Here is a 16,794-nt window from a genome sequence, read left to right as displayed (position 1 = left end):
AGTCACGCTGGGCCGGGATGGCGGGAGAGTGCCGGATTGCTTATCACAACGAGCTTGCCAGGTGCTAGACCGCCTAGTCTCTATTCGGTGGGTAAACCGCGAGGGTACCGTGCTGCGCCAGCAAATAGGTGTGCCACCGCCGACTCGGGATGAATTTGCGGCTGAGCTCATCCACCTCGTAGGCGCTCATGGGGCCAATGGCACCGCGTTCAAACGGTGCGTAGGCGAAGACATGGTTGGCCAAATCTGTTAACCAAGCGTGAACCTCGCTTTCCCAGGCAATCATGCCGGGGTCCGTGTTGTCGGGGTAAGCACCTACTGGATAGACTTGTCCAAGTGAGCCTATCGGTAGGCCGGCGTAAACCCAACTTCCAGCCTCATCATTTACGGTGTAGGTTGAGAAGGCTATTCGTGTGTCAGCAGCAGGAAGCTGAGCCACACCAAACCGGGCTAAGGGCTCGGTAGCGGTAGATACAGCCTGCTGATCGGGTTCTATATCGTTACGTGTATAAGGCCCAGTCAGCCGGGGCCATCGCCAGATGATCCCCTGTACTTCGGCAAATACGATGGTATTGGCTGGCCAATACATCAGCAGATCCAGACTGCCGCCGCACCATGCTTCCGGATGGGTGAAAATGGCTGAAGCGGGGGGCGATGGCATCAAGCAACCTGCTTCAACTTCTCGCCTTCCACCAGCACGGTATTCGTGCCATCGCTGAGCCACAGCTGACCATCCTGCAGGGTTGCCTGCAGCTGCATGCCGCGCTGATTCATGGCGGCCAATTCCGCCAGGGTTTCCGGGCTGATGCTGATCACGCTGAGATTGTCCAGTCGACCCAGCTTGCCCTCCATGCCTTTCCACCAGATATCGGCAGCACGGCCGCCGTAGCTGTAGACCCATACCTGATCGGCACGGCCGCAGGACTGGCGCAGCCTGCGCTCGTCCGGCTCGCCCAGGTCTATCCACAGTTCGATCTCGTCGGCATAGCTTTTCTGCCAGAGCGCGGGTTCGTCATTGTCGCTGGCGATATCACGGGTAAAGGTCAGCCGTTCGCTCGCGTGCAGCACAAACACGGCCAGGCGCAGCATCAGCCGCTCCAGTGTTTCGGATGGATGCTGAGCCAGGGTCAGGCTGTGGTTGGCGTAGTAGCCGCGATCCATGTCGCTGATGGAGATGTCGGCTTTATGTATGGTGGCCTTGAGTGCCATGGCAGGTATGCAGTCGATTTGAGAAAGGCGCGAGTTTAGCCCTAGTGGGTGCCAAAGTCGCAAAGCTGGCCCAGATATTTTGTACTGCCAGGCCGCTAGGCACTAGCCGGCAGCAGTAAGCGGCTTTGCTGCTGCATGGCGGGTATGGGCGCGGTGGCCGCCTGCATCGTAGGCATCAGATTGCGATGGAAGAACCCAATTCAATCAGATGCTTATGTTATGTATGCCTATGGCATAATGATATTGGCATGGTATTATCCGGTTTTCGGCAGCAGTCTGCTGCCAGCCACATTCATACGGCATGCCCTGTAAGGCAGGGGGCCGTACACAGAAGGATGACATCATGTTGAATACTGGAAACAAGCGTCGCGCTATGGTGATGGCCGGCTGGATGCTGTTGTCGCTGGCGGTGGAAGCGGCACCTGCAGCACCTGCACCGACGCCCGAGGCTGGCGTGGTAGTCATGCCCCTGACCCAACCCCCTCTCCGCGCCGATGCGGTATACCTGCCCGGCACCAAGCTGGCTGCCACGCTGCCTGCACCCGCCCCCAAGCTGGGTACCTGGTCCTACGAAGTGGAAGAGCTGGCGCGTACCCAAGGCTGCAAGGGCAGCGGCGCCTGGCTGACCGGCGGCGACAGCAGCGAACAGTACTATCGTATCCAGTGCGAGACCGGCACTGTGCTGCAGGCTACCTGCACGGCTTCCGGCCAGTGCTTGGTGGACTAACGACCACGCGGTTTACTGGGCGACTTGCCCTTGCCGCCACGTAGGTTGGGTTGCCTTGGCGGTGCAATACGGCCCACCGTGCCAGGGCCACCACCACCACGGGCATTGCCGCGAGGCGCCTGCAACTGGCGCTCCTCGGCCGTGGGATGGGGTACCAGATGCTGGCTGCCATTGCCTATCAGGTCAGCCCGTCCCATATTGCTCAGGGCTTCGCGCAGAATGGGCCAGTGCTTGGGATCGTGGTAGCGCAAAAAGGCCTTGTGCAGCTTGCGGCGGTAGGCATCGCGGACGATATCGACCTTTTCCGAGCTGCGGCTCAGCTTCTTCAGCGGATTGCGGCGGGTATGCCACATGGTGGTGGCCAGGGCCATCGGCGTGGGGGTAAAGGCCTGCACCTGGTCTGGGCGGAAGTTGTTCTTCTTCAGCCATAGCGCCAGGTTCAGCATGTCCTCATCGCTGGTGCCTGGGTGGGCGGCGATAAAGTAGGGGATCAGATACTGTTCCTTGCCAGCCTGCTTGCTGAAGCGATCAAACAGCTCGCGGAAGCGCTCGAAGGCATCCACCCCGGGCTTCATCATCTTGCTCAGCGCACCTTCCTCGGTATGCTCGGGCGCGATCTTGAGATAGCCGCTGACGTGATGGGTGACCAGCTCCTTGATGTACTCGGGCGAACGCACGGCAATGTCGTAGCGCAGGCCAGAGCCTATGGTGATCTTCTTCACCCCCGGTATGGCGCGTGCCTTGCGGTAGAGCTGTATCAGAGGTGCGTGATCGGTATTGAGGTTCTCGCAGATGCCCGGGTAGACGCAACTGAGGCGTCGGCAGGCCGATTCTATCTTGGTGTCCTTGCAGGCCAGCCGGTACATATTGGCGGTGGGGCCACCAATGTCGGTGATATGGCCTTTGAAGCCGCGGGTCTTGTCGCGAATTTCCTCGATCTCGGCCAGGATGGATTCTTCGGAGCGGCTCTGGATGATGCGGCCCTCGTGCTCGGTAATCGAACAGAAGGTGCAGCCGCCAAAGCAGCCGCGCATGATGTTGACCGAGAACCGTATCATCTCCCACGCCGGGATATGGGCGTTGCCATAGGCCGGATGCGGGTTGCGCGCATAGTAGAGGCCGTAGACGTGATCCATCTCCGGAGTGGTGAGGGGGATGGGAGGCGGATTGATCCAGACCTCGCGTTCACCATGCTGTTGCACCAGCGCGCGGGCATTGCCGGGGTTGGATTCCAGGTGCAGCACCCGGCTGGCGTGGGCGTAGAGTACTGGGTCGTGGGCCACTGCCTCGTAGGCCGGTATGCGCACCACGGTCTTGAGGCGGGCCTCCAGCTTGGCACGCACCCGCTCGGATTTGCTGACTATGCGTATGGCCTGGGTGCCCTCGGGCAGCACTTCGCCGGCAATCTGCTTGGGCTGTTCGGGCTCCATGGCATAGGGGTCGATGTGGGCGTCCACCCGGCCCGGGGTATCTACCGTGCTGGAATCTTCCTCGCGCCAGCTGGCGTCGGGCTTCCAGCCCAGTGGCGCCATGAAGGCGGTGCCGCGTATATCGCGCATGTCGCGCAGCTTCTCGCCTCGGCCTGCGCGCTGGGCGATCTCGACCAAGGCCCGTTCGGCGTTGCCGTAGAGCAGGATGTCGGCCTTGGCGTAGACCAGGGCGGACTGGCGTACCTTGTCGCTCCAGTAGTCATACTGGGCAATGCGGCGCAGGCTGGCCTCGATACCGCCTATCATGATCTGCACGCCGGGGTAGGCCTCGCGGCAGCGCTGTGAATAGATGGTGACGGCACGATCCGGGCGTTTGTCGGGCGCGCCGTGCGGCGTGTAGGCGTCGTCCGAGCGCGGCTTCTTGTCCGCCGTGTAGCGGTTGATCATCGAGTCCATATTGCCGGCAGTGACGCCAAAGAACAGCCTTGGCTTGCCCAGCGCCTTGAAGGCATCGGCCGAGTGCCAGTCCGGCTGGGCGATCACCCCTACCCGGAATCCCTGCTGCTCCAGCAGCCGGCCTATCAGCGCCATGCCGAAACTGGGATGGTCGATATAGCAATCGCCTGATACCAGGATGATGTCGCATTCGTCCCAGCCCAGCTCATCCATCTCGGCCCGGCTCATGGGCAGGAAGGGCGCAATGCGTCCCTGCGTGCCCCAGTAGCTGGGGTATTGATGGAGCGGAGTGGGTGTTGCGGTAACGGTCATTATGCGTAGTGCCGAGCTAGGTCAATCGACCATTGTCGCAGATTTGCGTATTTTTTTGAAAAACTTCTTTTTTTTCATCGAGATAGGGGTGCTTCGGTGTATGTGGTCCACATCAACGCGATTCGACTTTGCAACAGACACGACCAGTGGGCTGGGCATCTTGACAGCTTCAAGTGTAGTATCGCGCCCCGATCCAGTCGTGGGGCCGGGTTTTTATCTTAAACGCCAAATAAACCAATGACATAACGTCAAAGTCAGAGAGTGATTTTTCCTATGAAACGCCTATTTGTCCTAGCTGCCGCGCTGTTGTTGACTGCCTGCGCTACCCAAACTCCGGTCTATCAGCCGTCGATCGCCAATGTGCAAAAATTGAACGCCTTGCAGCCGCTTAAAGTGGGTGAATTCCGGGTTGCTGATCCCAAGCTCGACAGCATAGGTCTGCGTGGTTCATCCATGCGTTCGTCGGTGGGTAGCAACTACGGTGACTACATCAAGCAGGCGTTGGGCCAGGATCTGGCGCTGGCAAAGAAGCTGGAGCCCGCTGCTTCGACCGAGATCAGTGGCGAGTTGTTGGCACATGACATTGATATCTCCGGGTTCTCCACCGGCAATGGCAAGATCAAGGTCCAGTTTGTGGTCAAAAAGAACGCTCAGGAAGCCTTCCGCAAGCAGATATCCGCCGAGTCACAGTGGGAGTCGTCCTTTGTTGGTGCCGTGGCCATTCCTCGCGGCATAGAAAACTATGCGCTGCTGCTGCAGCGCCTGTTTGCCAACCTGTATGACGACGCTGATTTTATTGCTGCGACCAAATAAGGAGAGACCAAGCATGACCTTGTTTACCCGTACCAAGTCGTTGTTGATCGCGGGCCTGGGCCTGTTGCTGGGTGCCTGTGCCCACCCTATCGTCCTGGTGCCCAACGACGCTACTACCCTCCCTGCGGTCAGCAAGATCAACAAGCAGATCGCTTATGTGATTACCCCTGCACAGCGTACCTTGGAAGTCACCACGCCAGGCGGCGGCGGCGACAAGGTCCGTTACGTCCCCTACCGCGATCTGGAAGTACCTATCTACAAAGCATTGTCCGACGTGTTCCCCAAGGTGCAGGTAGCCGCTTCCGTTGAAGAGGCAAACAAGTTGGCGGGTGTGGATTACGTACTGGTGCCTACGCTGCAGACGACCTCCTCTTCGAACAGCGCCTTCACTTGGCCTCCTACGGACTTCTCGGTCACCATTTCGTCCAAAGTGGCCGATATCCATGGTCAAGCGGTGTGGGAGGGCAGCGTGACCGGCAATGGCCACGCCGAGTTCAGCGAGTTCAAGCGCGATTTTCCGCTGGCCGCCCGCCGTGCCTCGGCTGATGCACTGCAGAAGTTCCGTGCGCAGCTGGCCGCGGCGGCAGCGCTGCGTGATGGTGCGGCAATGCCTGTCGCCGCCGCTGTGCAGGTCAGCCCGCTGGCCGCCGAGACCCAGCAGCCGGTTGCTCCTGCTGCCGTAGCAGCGCCGGCACCTGCTGCTGTACTTGCTAAGCCAGTGGAAGCAGAGGCCGCGTCTGAACAGCAACTGGCCAACTTGGCCAAGCTGGAGGAGTCCAAGTTGCGCCAGGGGCCCGCGTCGTACGAAGTGGAGCAGATGGCCAAGGCGGCTGGTTGCGAAGGTAGTGGAGCCTGGGTGGTCAGCAGCGATGCATCGGGCGAGACCTACAAGGTCAGTTGCAAGACCGGCAAGCCTTACCTTGCTGCTTGTGCCAAAGGTAGCAACTGCTTGGCGCTATAAGGTATTCGACCGGCCCGTTTGAATGATAGGGTCGGTCTTTGGCTAGCCAGCAAGGGCGGACCAAGGTCCGCCCTTTTCTATGGCTGCGCCTACCTGCGACAGGGGTGTGATGCAAGTTCAGGCTGGGCGAATGGATGCGAGCTGCTTGGCAATAGCTGGGTACTCCAGCATATTGCGGGCTGGTCATCTACCTGTTCCTCAGAAATTCATGAGCCTGCATCTATCCCTCACGGCCGCCCGCAACCTTCATCTGGCAGCACAGGGCCTGCTAACGCCCAATCGGCGCAAGGCCAGCAAGGCGGATGTGCTGGCGGCCATCCAGCGCATGGCGTTGCTGCAGATTGATACCATCAATGTGGTGGCCCGCAGCCCCTATCTGGTGCTGTTCAGCCGGCTGGGGCAGTACGATCCGGCCTGGCTGGAGCAACTGCTGGCCGAAGGCCGGCTGTACGAATATTGGGCGCATGAAGCCTGCTTCGTGCCGACCGAGGATTACGGTCTGCTGCGCCACCGCATGCTGGATCCGGCCGGCATGGGCTGGAAATTCTCGGTGCGCTGGATGGAGACCCACAAGGCCGAGATTGAAGCCTTGCTGGCGCATATTGCGGCGCAGGGGCCGGTGCGCTCGGCTGATTTCGAACGCAAGGGGGGCGGCAAGGGTACGGGCTGGTGGGATTGGAAGCCGGAAAAGCGCCATCTCGAGGTGTTGTTCACTGCGGGCCGCTTGATGGTGGCAGAGCGGCGCAATTTCCAGCGGGTCTACGACCTGGCCGATCGGGTGCTCCCCGATTGGGACGACGCCCGCGACCTGCCTACGCCGGAGGCGGCACAGGCGCGCATGGTAAGCCGCAGCTGCCAGGCATTGGGCGTGGTCAAAGCCGGTTGGGTGGCCGATTACTACCGCTTGAAGCGCGGCAAATACGAGCAGGCCCTGCATGGCCTGGCCGACGCCGGGGAGCTGATTCCGGTGCGCTTGGAGGACAGCCGGCACGATGCCTATGTGCACCAAAGCCTTGCCCACCTGCTGGACGATGCCGTTGCCGGGCGCTTGCAATCCACGGTCACCACGCTGCTGTCGCCGTTCGACCCGGTGGTATGGGATCGCAAGCGGGCAGCAGAGTTGTTCGATTTCGACTACCGCATCGAGTGCTATACCCCGGCAGCCAAGCGCAAGTACGGCTATTTTGTGTTGCCCCTGCTCAGCCGGGGGCGGCTGGTGGGGCGTGTAGATGCCAAGGCCCATCGCAAGGACGGGGCGTTCGAGGTCAAGGCCTTGTTCATCGAACCTGGCGTGCGTATCAGCCAGCGCCTGCTGGGCGATATCGGTACGGCCTTGCAGCGATGCGCCACCTGGCATGGTACGCCCCGGGTACAGGTGCAGGATGCGCCCCTGGGCTTGGCAGAAGCATTGGGGGCCTGTATGGATACTCATCACTGATGGTGGGCGCTTCTCTGGCGCTCCCTGGCTGTATCCACACATCCCAACCTCACAGAAGCTTGAGTTATTGGTTTGTTCTGCCCAACACCGAGTACACCACCATGATACGTATTTACACAGGCCTGTCGGCCGCACTGCTGTCCATGGCCACCCAGGCCGCTACACTGGAGCTGGGCGTCGGTGCCAGCGCCATCAGCCTGCCGGACTACCGTGGTAGCGATGAGCAGCGTGCCTATCTGCTGCCGGTTCCCTATATCAGCTACCGCAGTGAGCATCTGGAGGTGTCGCGCACCGGTCTGCGGGGCAAGCTGGCGCTGAGCGAGCGGGCCGAGCTGGATCTCAGCTTCGGCGCTACGCCACCGGTGCGGGCAGGCCGCAACCAGGCTCGGCTGGGCATGCCGGAGCTGGACCCGATGCTGGAGGTTGGCCCCTCGCTGCGCTATCGACTGAGCGCCACGGATGCGGCTGTCCGTACTGAGTTGGTACTGCCGGTCAGAGCAGTCATCGGCTTTGACGACTGGCGTACCCGGCATCGCGGCAATCTGCTCAACCCCCGCCTGGCGGCCGACTGGAAGCTGGGGCAGGGTGACGAAGCCTGGAAGCTGGGCGGCTCACTCGGTGTGCTGGTGGGTGACCGCGATCTGCACCAGTATGTTTACGGGGTTGCACCGCAGTATGTTCGCCCGGGCCGCGCCGCTTATGATGCGCGCGGTGGCTACGGCGGTACGCAGCTGACCTTCAGTGCCAGCCGTGACCTGGGTGATTATTGGCTGGGGGCCTTTCTGCGCACCGATCACCTGGCTGGCGCCCGGTTTGCCGATAGCCCTTTAGTGCGCCGGGATAACAATGTCAGCGCGGGTATCACCTTGGTCTGGCGTTTCTATCGCCGCAACTGAGCCGGTGCCGACTGCTGCGCTGCACATTTGCAAGCGGCCAGTGGCCGGTTAGGATGCGGGATTCCAACCCGCACGAGCAGCACATGGCCAAGGACGAAAGCAAGCAGGCCGCATTGGCCCAGGCGCAGCAGTGGCTGCAGCAGCACCAGGTGAAATACCTGTTGGCGCAGTTTGTGGATATCCACGGTGCGGCCAAGACCAAGGTGGTTCCCGCCCGCCATCTGGACATGATCACCCATACCGGCGCCGGCTTCTCTGGCTATGCCATATGGGGAACCGGCATCGCCCGCAACGGCGGTGACTACTACGCTCGGGCCGATCTCGACACCCTGGCGCTGGTGCCCTGGCAGCCCGGTTATGCCCGGGTGGTAGGGGACGGCCATGTGCACGGCCAGCCGCATCCCCTGTGTTCGCGGGTGCTGCTCAAGCAACAGCTGGCCAGGCTGGCGGTACGTGGCTGGACACTCAACACTGGGCTGGAGCCGGAGTTCATCCTGCTGCGCCGGACTGCCGATGGCGACTACCGGCCGGCCGACGAGCTCGATGTGCTGGACAAGGCCAGCTATGACTACAAGGGCCTGTCGCGCGAGGCCAACCGGGTGTTCCTCGAACGGGTGACCGAAGCCATGGCAGCCGTTGGCGCTGACGTCTACCAAATAGACCACGAGGATGCGCCAGGACAGTACGAAATCAATTACGTCTATTCGGACGCGCTGACCAGCGCCGATCGCTATATCTACTTCAAGATGGCAGCCAGCCATGCGGCCGAGCAGTTGGGCATGCTGTGCAGCTTCATGCCCAAGCCGTTTGCCGACAGGGCCGGCTCAGGCCTGCATTTCCATCTTTCTATCGCTGATGCGACGGGCCGCAATCTGTTCGAGGATACGAGCGATCCGCAGGGGTATGGTCTCAGCTCACTGGGCTATCACTTCCTGGCCGGCATATTGCAGCATGCCCCGGCGCTCACCGCCATTTGTGCGCCCACCGTCAATAGCTACAAGCGGCTGGTGGTCGGCAACTCGCTGTCCGGCGCCACCTGGGCGCCAGCCTATGTGGCCTACGGCGACAATCGCACCGTGCTGGCACGCTGCCCGGGGGGACGCATAGAGTGGCGCCTGGCCGATGCTGGCGCCAACCCCTATCTGGTGACTGCCGCCCTGATTGCTGCCGGGCTGGACGGTATCAGCCGGCAGTTGCAGCCGGGCCGCAAGGTGGACGACGATCTGTATGAATACGATGAAGGCCAGCTCGAACGCGCGGGCATACGTCCTGTGCCGCAGAATCTGGGCGAGGCAGTCGCCGCCCTGGAGGCTGACCAGGTCATGCTGGAGGCGCTGGGGGCCGATTTTGTTGCCGAGTTCGCCAGGATCAAGCGCATGGAGTGGGTGGAGTACTCCCGCCATGTATCGGACTGGGAGCGTAAGCGCTATGCCGATTTCTTTTGAGGTAAGGCCCTATGCGGTATAGCAAGTACGGCCGTCAGGCTGGCAGGCCGGCGCTGGCCGTGGCATGGCTGCTGGCCACCAGCCTGGCTGCCCAGGCCGCCTGCCCCGATTACGATGGCCTGGCGGCTGCGCCAGCGGCGCCGCTGCCTGCCAAGCAGAGTTTCCGCCATGTGCGCAGCAGCGTGCTGGCCAGCGTGTATCGCCCCTGGCATATGGTGCACGACAGCCTGGTGGCGCAAGGCCAAGCGGCCACTGTGGTAGCCAAGTTCGACTACGACGCTGCGCTGCACAAGGATCTTGAGGACGAGCGTGTGCACGCCTACCTCTACGGTAGCGGCATGGCCGCCTGGGAATATCTGGGCAGCTGGCTGACGGACGACGATGGCAAGATCTCGATCGGTCTGGATGCCCGCCCGGTGGGGGAATACCGCTTACGCATGGTGGTGGAGGGCGATGGCTCGGTGGCAGAGGGCAACCTCAGTGTGGTGCAGCCAGGACGTGATGCGGTGCTGTTCGATGTGGATGGCACCTTGACGCTGAGCGACTTCGAGGCCTATGCCGATTACGCCGGCCTGGCCATGGCCGAGGCCTATGCACAGTCACCCCAGACTGTGCAGGCCTACCGGCAGAAGGGCTACCAGATCATCTACCTGACGGCACGCCCCTATTGGGTGACGCCCAAGGCCCGTAGCTGGTTTGCCAGCCACGGCCTGCTCGACGGACATTACCGCAGCAATGTCTACAGCAGTGGCCCTATCCCACCCAATACCGAGCAGCATAAGGCCGACTATGTGCGCTACCTGCGCGAGACGGTGGGGTTGAACATAGTGCGAGCCTACGGCAATGCGCTGACCGATATTGCCGCCTATGCCAGTGCCGGGCTGCCCAAGGCTGAAACCTGGATCATAGGCCCGCACGCAGGCAAGGAGCAGACCCGCGCGGTGGGCAAGGATTACCAGGCACACCACCGCACGGTGGTGGCGGCGACACCGCTGGCAGCCTGCAAGCGGTGATGCGCGACCTTAGAGCTTGTTCACGATTTTTCACCCTGTGGCGAGAAGATTGTGAACAGGCTCTAAGGTTTACCGAGCGCGACTAAGCCTGGCCGGATTTCGTCGCCACCCGCGCCCGTGCCGTGTGCAGTTTCTTGTAGCTGTCGAGCAGGCGCTGGTGCCGATCCAAGCCCTCCAGTTGCAGGCTCGTCGGCGTCAGGCCGTAGAAGCGTACGCTGCCGTCCACCGAGCCCAGCGCCGCGTCCATGCGCGCCGCGCCAAACATGCGGCGGAAATTGACCACGTAGTCGTCCAGTTCCAGCTCATCGTCCAGCAGCACTTCCAGCACGACATTGAGGGCCTGGTAGAACAGACCGCGCTCAACCGTGTTGTCGTTGTATTGCAGGAAGGCGCCCACCAGTTCCTGTGCCGCTTCAAACTGCTGCAAGGCGAGATGAATCAGCAGCTTCAACTCCAGCACAGTCAACTGGCCCCAGGCCGTATTCTCGTCGAACTCGATGCCGATCAAGGTGGCGATATCGCCGTATTCATCCAGTTCGTTGTTTTCCAGGCGCTCCAGCAGGTCGGCCAGGCTGGCATCATCCAGCTGATGCAGGTTCAGCACATCGGTGCGGAACAGTAGCGCCTTGTTGGTGTTGTCCCACACCAGGTCCTCTACCGGAAAAACTTCCGAATAGCCTGGCACCAGGATGCGGCAGGCTGTCGCACCCAGATGCTCGTACACTGCCATGTACACTTCCTGATCCATGTCTTCGAGTATGCCGAACAAGGTCGCGGCTTCCTCGGCATTGGAATCGTCTCCCTGGCCGGAGAAATCCCACTCCACAAAGGCGTAATCTGCCTTGGCGCTGAAAAAGCGCCAGGACACCACGCCACTGGAATCAATGAAGTGTTCCACAAAGTTGTTTGGCTCTGTCACCGCCTGGCTTTCGAAGGTGGGCTGAGGCAAGTCGTTCAGGCCTTCAAAGCTGCGCCCCTGTAGCAGTTCCGTCAGGCTGCGCTCCAGCGCTACCTCCAGGCTGGGGTGCGCGCCGAACGAAGCAAACACACCGCCGGTACGCGGGTTCATCAAGGTGACGCACATCACGGGATACACCCCGCCCAGCGAGGCATCCTTCACCAACACCGGAAAACCCTGCTCTTCCAGGCCCTGTATGCCGGCCACGATGCCGGGGTACTTTGCCAGCACGTCTTGCGGCACATCGGGCAGTGCGATTTCGCCTTCCAGAATTTCGCGTTTGACGGCCCGTTCAAAGATTTCCGACAGGCACTGTACCTGCGCTTCGGCCAGGGTATTGCCAGCGCTCATGCCATTGCTGCCGTACAGGTTCTCCACCAGATTGGAGGGGAAGTACACTACTTCGCCATCCGACTGCCGCACAAAGGGCAGGGAGCAGATACCGCGTTGCATATTGCCGGAGTTGGTGTCGTACAGATGCGTGCCAAGTAGCTCGCCATCGGGGTTGTAGACCGCCAGGCAGTGCTCATCGAGGATTTCAGCCGGTATTGCATCGTCAGGGCCTGGCTTGAACCAGCGCTCGTTCGGGTAATGCACGAAGGGGGCGTTGGCGATGTCCTGGCCCAGAAAGCTACTGGCATAGAAATGATTGCAGTTCAGCCGCTCGATGAACTCGCCCAGCGCCGATGCCAGTGCGCTGTCCTTGGTTGCGCCCTTGCCATTGGTAAAGCACATGGGCGAGTGTGCGTCGCGTATATGCAGCGACCAGACGCCAGGAACGATATTGCGCCAGGAAGCGATTTCAATCTTCATGCCCAGGTCGGCCAGAATGCCCGACATATTGGCAATGGTCTGTTCCAACGGCAGATCCTTGCCCGCGATATACGTGCGCGCCTCCGAAGCCGAATTGGGCATCAACAGCGCCTGGGCATTGGCATCGAGATTGTCCACCTCTTCAATCACGAACTCGGGCCCGGCTTGCACGACTTTTTTCACTGTGCAGCGTTCGATCGACCGCAAGATGCCCTGGCGGTCTTTGGCGGAGATATCTTCCGGTAACTCGACCTGTATCTTGAAAATCTGCTGGTAGCGGTTCTCCGGATCAACAATGTTGTTTTGTGACAGGCGGATGTTTTCGGTAGAGATATTGCGTGTGACGCAATACAGCTTGACGAAGTAAGCGGCGCACAAAGCCGAAGAGGCCAGGAAGTAGTCGAACGGGCCTGGCGCCGAGCCATCGCCCTTGTAGCGGATGGGCTGATCGGCCACCACCGTGAAATCATCGAATTTGGCTTCAAGGCGAAGCTTGTCGAGAAAGTTGACCTTAATTTCCATGAGAGAACTCCAAAATAGCGCCCCAAAGCCCCACTGCTACTGCCTGCCCACGACAGCGACTGGACGCCGTGGGCATTGCGCGCATTTCATGGAGGCCAGATGCCCCCAAGGCCGAGTGACGGGGGAGAGCCTGTTGTGAACTTGATTCGTTGCAAAGCCGAAGCCCATGCAGGTGAAGACTGGCTTCAGTGAGCCGCCCTCTCGAAGGGCGGGAACTTGATCAAGGGAGAGCCCGCTGATCCAGGCTGCGCTGATGTCCAGCGCCGGTGTCTTCCTGATGCCTGCTCAGTCTGCCACCACCCCTCCATGGCTTGAATCCATGGCCGGCGCTAGACATTCGATATGCGTAAGAAGCTGGGGGGGCGAAACTAGCCCGTATTTTTTCATGGTACTGTGATTCGGCGTGGATTGCACTTGCGGCATCACCCGATGGCCGGGCCAGAGTGGGCATGCAGTGTGGCTTTTGGGCACAGCCAGCAGCCGCACTTTGCTTGCCTTACGGTGTTGCGGATAGAGAAATTCTCCTTGTATATCAACGGTATGTGGCGTGACGGTTTTTCTCTTACACCTTGTGCGGCCTGGACGCCGCAATTTCTGGGTGTCGCGTTTTCAGGTCGTCTGCATTCAAGCGCTTGCTTTCATGCTCGCGTCATCTATCTTCTCCACACTCACCTGCTTCACCGCAAGGGTGAGACATTCAAATACAAACGGAGACACATCGATGACACGCCGCATATCGCTGGCCGTAGCGCTGGCCCTGGCGGGCAGCCTCACCGCCCAGGCCGCCTGCCCCGACTACACAACACCGCAGCAGGCGCCTGCCGCGCCCAAGCCGGCCAAGAAGAGCTTCCGCCATCTCGGCAGCAAGATACTGTCGGGACTCTACCAGCCCTGGCACATGGTGCATGACACGCTGGTGGCGCAAGGCCAGTCCGCCACCCTGGTGGGTAAGTTCGACTACGACGCCGTACTACACAAGGATCTGGAAGACGAGCGCGTGCATGTCTACCTCTACGGTACCGGCATGGCGGCCTGGGAATACCTGGGTAGCCAGATGACCAATAGCGACGGCAAGATCTTCGTCACCCTGGGCCCCCGGCCGGCCGGTGAATACAAGGTACGCATGGTGGTGGAGGGCGATGGTTCTGCCGTGGAAGGCTATCTGAGCGTGGTCGAGCCCGGCCGCGACACCGTGCTGTTCGATATCGACGGCACCCTCACCATCAACGATTTCGAGGCCTATGCCGACTACGCCGGCCTGAAGACCGCCGCTGCCTATTACTACGCCCCCGAGACGGTGCGGGCCTACCAGCAGAAGGGCTACCAGATCATCTATCTGACCGCCCGGCCCTACTGGGTGACGCGCGATGCCCGCGAATGGTTTGGCAAGCAAAGCCTGCTGGGCTGGCACTATCGCAGCAATCCCTATGGCGACGGCCCCATCCCGCCCAATACCGAGGAACACAAGACCAACTATGTGCGCTACCTGCGCGAGACAGTCGGCCTCAACATCGTCCGCGCCTATGGCAATGCCACTACCGATATTGCGGCTTATGCCAACGGCGGCATAGCCAAGGCCGAAACCTGGATCATAGGCCAGCATGCCGGCAAGGAGGGCACCCGCAGCGTTGGCGCAGACTACAGCTATCACTACAGCAGCGTGGTGGCGGCAACGCCGCCGGCGGCCTGCAGGCGCTAGGCAACCCCCGGGCAGCGGGCGTAAGCCCGTTGCCCAAGCGTCTGAATCAGGCGAGGGGAGCTTGGGTAATGTCGCGGCCTAGCAAGCGGCTACTCAATCTTGCCAGGCGTGCGTTGGCACGGCATTCCGACTCCAGCATGTTGTTCTGGTAGAGCGAGAGCCATCGCTGATCTGTTTCGTCGTAAAGTTGGTCGCGGACATAGCCTTCCTGATGGAAACCCGGTGACAGCGTGTTGCCCTGTGCCCTAGGGATGTCTTCCTAGACATAGGACACCAGTTTTTTTCAGCCGCGCATGGTTGAATGCCAGATCCAGTGTCAACAAGGCGGCTTCCAGCACCCATTCCAAGGCAGTGCGGGTGGTAACGGTCGCCTGCAACTGCTGTCCAAGCTGGGTTTCCAGGGCCTCCCTGGCGCCAGGAACCGACCAGGTACGACCCATGCGGCGGAGAAACGACCGGTCATTGAAGGCGCGCTGGATGAAATCGGCGCGACCACAGCAGAAGGGCCGCAGCTGTATATGGGGTCCGGTTATCACACTTGTCAGCGCGGTGTCGCTGGCGGCCAGTCCGCGCCGTACCAGTGGGCTGTCGTTACCCAGATACAGTGTCTGCGCAAACAATGGGCGAGCCCCGGCAGCGAAACCCAGGTCCATGCGCGCAATGGCCAGGGCCAGGCGAGCATCCAGGCTGTTTGGGTGTTGATCTGCTGCCTGCTTTAGCAGCTTGAGCCCTTGCTCATAAGATTTTGCCCCGAGCATTGCCTGGCACAGGTTGAGGGATGCCTCCAGGAAGCCGGGCGCCAACACCAGCGCGCTTTGCAGGCAATCTATGGCACCGGCGATGTCGGAAGTGGTCAGCAAGGCGCTGCAGAGAGTGTTCAGCAGGGCGGGCTGCGATCGCAGCAAGGGCCAGGTCAGGGCTTGCATATGCGCGATGGCTTCGCCATTGCGCATATGCTCGCTCAGTCGTGGTTTTGGGACCCCTGTCCGCGTGTGCTTTATGGAGTCAGAATGGCCTGAGTGGCTTGCATGCGTAGCGTGAAAGGCGCCCAGCCGCTAGGTGGATCCCATTCTCCGCTGCCTTCTAGTTGCTCCCCGACGATGGCATGAACCAATACACCATCGATACCTAGTGCCTGTAGGTGCCATGCCACCTGCCCCGCTGGGTTGATGCATAGCAGCGCTGTTGCGGAGGTGACCAGAAAAGCAAAAGGCGTGGTGGCGTCCGGAAAGTCGCTGGCGGGATACAGGTGACCAAAATACCCATCCAGCCCGATTTGGGATGTGGCGTGCGTGGCGGGATCAATGACAAATACACTTTGCCCGTAGCCTATGGCAACCAGACCATGCGAGGCATGGGTGGCAGAAAAACAGGTATGCCCTGCCGCCGCATCTATGTCGATGCGCAGTAGCGGCCTGCCCTGGTGTGTTATCCCTACCTGGGCCACAACAGCGCCCTGTGCTGACATGCTGCCCACGCGCAGTGCGGGTACGTGCTTCCAGTGGAGATCTTGCGGCTGAAGGAACAGGCTGTGCATGAGTAGGCCTTGTCGCATCGGTGGGTGCCCGTGATTCAGGCCGTGGTAACTGCCATCATGGCTCTACCTGCACCAGCAGCCTGTCCAGCAGGGTGTTGATCTGCTGTGCTTCATCCAGGCTCAGCCCGGTGGCGGCCAGCAGGGCAGGGGGGACGCTTTCGGCCCGTTGCCGAAGATCCTGGCCGGCAGGAGTCAGCATGATGCGGACCTCGCGTTCATTCTCGGCCCGCCGCTCGCGGCGTATCAGCCCCCCTTGCTCCAACCGCTTGAGCAGGGGTGTGAGGGTGCCCGAGTCCAGCAGCAAGCGCTGGCCCAGGGCCTTGACCGTCAGATCGTCACGCTCCCATAGCACCAGCATGGCCAGGTACTGCGGATAGGTCAGCCCCAGCTCGGCCAGCAGCGGCTGGTAGCAGCGGGTGACGGTGCGGGAGGCGGCATAGAGGCGGAAGCAGAGCTGGGCATCCAGCCTGAGCCAGTCGGGTTGCGCGGTCATGGTGTGTACTCGTTGGCAATGGCGGTAGGCCGGCATGATGCCGGCCTAAGCAGATTGCTTGTGATTCTATCG

General features: G+C 61.0%; 14 protein-coding genes. 8 read left to right on the top strand and 6 right to left on the bottom strand.

Annotated elements, in window-relative coordinates; genetic code table 11:
- Positions 1-73: 73 nt before the first annotated feature.
- Together QWZ03_RS15370 and QWZ03_RS15365 are read right to left on the bottom strand one after the other, a co-directional pair.
- A complete protein-coding gene (locus tag QWZ03_RS15370; RefSeq protein ID WP_290333524.1) occupies positions 74-661 on the bottom strand; it encodes a hypothetical protein in 588 nt (195 codons plus the stop codon).
- Positions 661-1,209, bottom strand: a complete 549-nt coding sequence (locus QWZ03_RS15365; protein ID WP_290333523.1) for a YaeQ family protein — start codon at positions 1,207-1,209, stop codon at positions 661-663. The genes QWZ03_RS15370 and QWZ03_RS15365 overlap by 1 nt, the downstream gene beginning before the upstream one ends.
- A 343-nt stretch (positions 1,210-1,552) precedes the next feature.
- Between QWZ03_RS15365 and QWZ03_RS15360 the strand changes: the two genes are divergently transcribed.
- Positions 1,553-1,936, top strand: a complete 384-nt coding sequence (locus QWZ03_RS15360) for a hypothetical protein (protein WP_290333522.1) — start codon at positions 1,553-1,555, stop codon at positions 1,934-1,936.
- Here QWZ03_RS15360 and QWZ03_RS15355 read toward each other — a convergent pair.
- Positions 1,933-4,134 (bottom strand): YgiQ family radical SAM protein, encoded by a 2,202-nt coding sequence (locus QWZ03_RS15355; RefSeq protein ID WP_308447574.1) that lies wholly within the window; start codon positions 4,132-4,134, stop codon positions 1,933-1,935. The two genes, QWZ03_RS15360 and QWZ03_RS15355, sit on opposite strands and share 4 nt — an antisense overlap.
- A gap of 273 nt (positions 4,135-4,407) precedes the next feature.
- Here QWZ03_RS15355 and QWZ03_RS15350 point away from each other — a divergent pair, with 273 nt between their 5' ends.
- From QWZ03_RS15350 to QWZ03_RS15325, 6 genes are all read left to right on the top strand, one after another.
- The gene (locus tag QWZ03_RS15350; RefSeq protein WP_290333521.1) at positions 4,408-4,947 is read left to right on the top strand and encodes a hypothetical protein; all 540 of its coding nucleotides are present in this window, start codon (positions 4,408-4,410) and stop codon (positions 4,945-4,947) included.
- A gap of 13 nt (positions 4,948-4,960) precedes the next feature.
- Positions 4,961-5,908 (top strand): hypothetical protein, encoded by a 948-nt coding sequence (locus tag QWZ03_RS15345; RefSeq protein WP_290333520.1) that lies wholly within the window; start codon positions 4,961-4,963, stop codon positions 5,906-5,908.
- Between the two features lie 208 nt (positions 5,909-6,116).
- A complete protein-coding gene (locus QWZ03_RS15340) occupies positions 6,117-7,346 on the top strand; it encodes a winged helix-turn-helix domain-containing protein (RefSeq protein ID WP_290333519.1) in 1,230 nt (409 codons plus the stop codon).
- 101 nt (positions 7,347-7,447) lie between these two features.
- Entirely contained in the window at positions 7,448-8,242 is a 795-nt protein-coding gene (locus QWZ03_RS15335) for a MipA/OmpV family protein (RefSeq protein WP_290333518.1), read from the top strand.
- Between the two features lie 83 nt (positions 8,243-8,325).
- Positions 8,326-9,687, top strand: a complete 1,362-nt coding sequence (glnT, locus tag QWZ03_RS15330; RefSeq protein WP_290333517.1) for a type III glutamate--ammonia ligase — start codon at positions 8,326-8,328, stop codon at positions 9,685-9,687.
- An 11-nt stretch (positions 9,688-9,698) separates the two neighbouring features.
- A complete protein-coding gene (locus QWZ03_RS15325) occupies positions 9,699-10,700 on the top strand; it encodes a lipin/Ned1/Smp2 family protein (protein ID WP_290333516.1) in 1,002 nt (333 codons plus the stop codon).
- An 82-nt stretch (positions 10,701-10,782) separates the two neighbouring features.
- Here QWZ03_RS15325 and QWZ03_RS15320 read toward each other — a convergent pair whose 3' ends face one another.
- Positions 10,783-12,993, bottom strand: a complete 2,211-nt coding sequence (locus QWZ03_RS15320) for an OsmC domain/YcaO domain-containing protein (protein WP_290333515.1) — start codon at positions 12,991-12,993, stop codon at positions 10,783-10,785.
- A 721-nt stretch (positions 12,994-13,714) separates the two neighbouring features.
- Here QWZ03_RS15320 and QWZ03_RS15315 point away from each other — a divergent pair.
- Positions 13,715-14,692 carry a lipin/Ned1/Smp2 family protein gene (locus tag QWZ03_RS15315; RefSeq protein ID WP_290333514.1) on the top strand — a complete coding sequence of 326 codons (978 nt, stop codon included), beginning with the start codon at positions 13,715-13,717 and terminating at the stop codon, positions 14,690-14,692.
- A gap of 245 nt (positions 14,693-14,937) precedes the next feature.
- Here QWZ03_RS15315 and QWZ03_RS15310 read toward each other — a convergent pair whose 3' ends face one another.
- Positions 14,938-15,645, bottom strand: coding sequence for a tetratricopeptide repeat protein (locus tag QWZ03_RS15310; protein ID WP_290333513.1), 708 nt, complete (start codon positions 15,643-15,645; stop codon positions 14,938-14,940).
- 639 nt (positions 15,646-16,284) lie between these two features.
- The gene (locus QWZ03_RS15305; RefSeq protein WP_290333512.1) at positions 16,285-16,722 is read right to left on the bottom strand and encodes a MarR family winged helix-turn-helix transcriptional regulator; all 438 of its coding nucleotides are present in this window, start codon (positions 16,720-16,722) and stop codon (positions 16,285-16,287) included.
- Positions 16,723-16,794 lie beyond the last annotated feature (72 nt).

Source organism: Chitinimonas viridis (assembly GCF_030409555.1).
Taxonomy (GTDB): Bacteria; Pseudomonadota; Gammaproteobacteria; order Burkholderiales; family Chitinimonadaceae; genus Chitinimonas; species Chitinimonas viridis.
This window is presented reverse-complemented; position numbering and strand designations above follow the sequence as displayed.

Excerpts from the sequence above, each read along its gene's own strand:
- QWZ03_RS15370 (WP_290333524.1), bottom strand. The coding sequence starts at position 661 with ATGCCATCGCCCCCCGCTTCAGCCATTTTCACCCATCCGGAAGCATGG.
- QWZ03_RS15365 (WP_290333523.1), bottom strand. The coding sequence starts at position 1,209 with ATGGCACTCAAGGCCACCATACATAAAGCCGACATCTCCATCAGCGAC.
- QWZ03_RS15360 (WP_290333522.1), top strand. The coding sequence starts at position 1,553 with ATGTTGAATACTGGAAACAAGCGTCGCGCTATGGTGATGGCCGGCTGG.
- QWZ03_RS15355 (WP_308447574.1), bottom strand. The coding sequence starts at position 4,134 with ATGACCGTTACCGCAACACCCACTCCGCTCCATCAATACCCCAGCTAC.
- QWZ03_RS15350 (WP_290333521.1), top strand. The coding sequence starts at position 4,408 with ATGAAACGCCTATTTGTCCTAGCTGCCGCGCTGTTGTTGACTGCCTGC.
- QWZ03_RS15345 (WP_290333520.1), top strand. The coding sequence starts at position 4,961 with ATGACCTTGTTTACCCGTACCAAGTCGTTGTTGATCGCGGGCCTGGGC.
- QWZ03_RS15340 (WP_290333519.1), top strand. The coding sequence starts at position 6,117 with ATGAGCCTGCATCTATCCCTCACGGCCGCCCGCAACCTTCATCTGGCA.
- QWZ03_RS15335 (WP_290333518.1), top strand. The coding sequence starts at position 7,448 with ATGATACGTATTTACACAGGCCTGTCGGCCGCACTGCTGTCCATGGCC.
- glnT (WP_290333517.1), top strand. The coding sequence starts at position 8,326 with ATGGCCAAGGACGAAAGCAAGCAGGCCGCATTGGCCCAGGCGCAGCAG.
- QWZ03_RS15325 (WP_290333516.1), top strand. The coding sequence starts at position 9,699 with ATGCGGTATAGCAAGTACGGCCGTCAGGCTGGCAGGCCGGCGCTGGCC.
- QWZ03_RS15320 (WP_290333515.1), bottom strand. The coding sequence starts at position 12,993 with ATGGAAATTAAGGTCAACTTTCTCGACAAGCTTCGCCTTGAAGCCAAA.
- QWZ03_RS15315 (WP_290333514.1), top strand. The coding sequence starts at position 13,715 with ATGACACGCCGCATATCGCTGGCCGTAGCGCTGGCCCTGGCGGGCAGC.
- QWZ03_RS15310 (WP_290333513.1), bottom strand. The coding sequence starts at position 15,645 with ATGCGCAATGGCGAAGCCATCGCGCATATGCAAGCCCTGACCTGGCCC.
- QWZ03_RS15305 (WP_290333512.1), bottom strand. The coding sequence starts at position 16,722 with ATGACCGCGCAACCCGACTGGCTCAGGCTGGATGCCCAGCTCTGCTTC.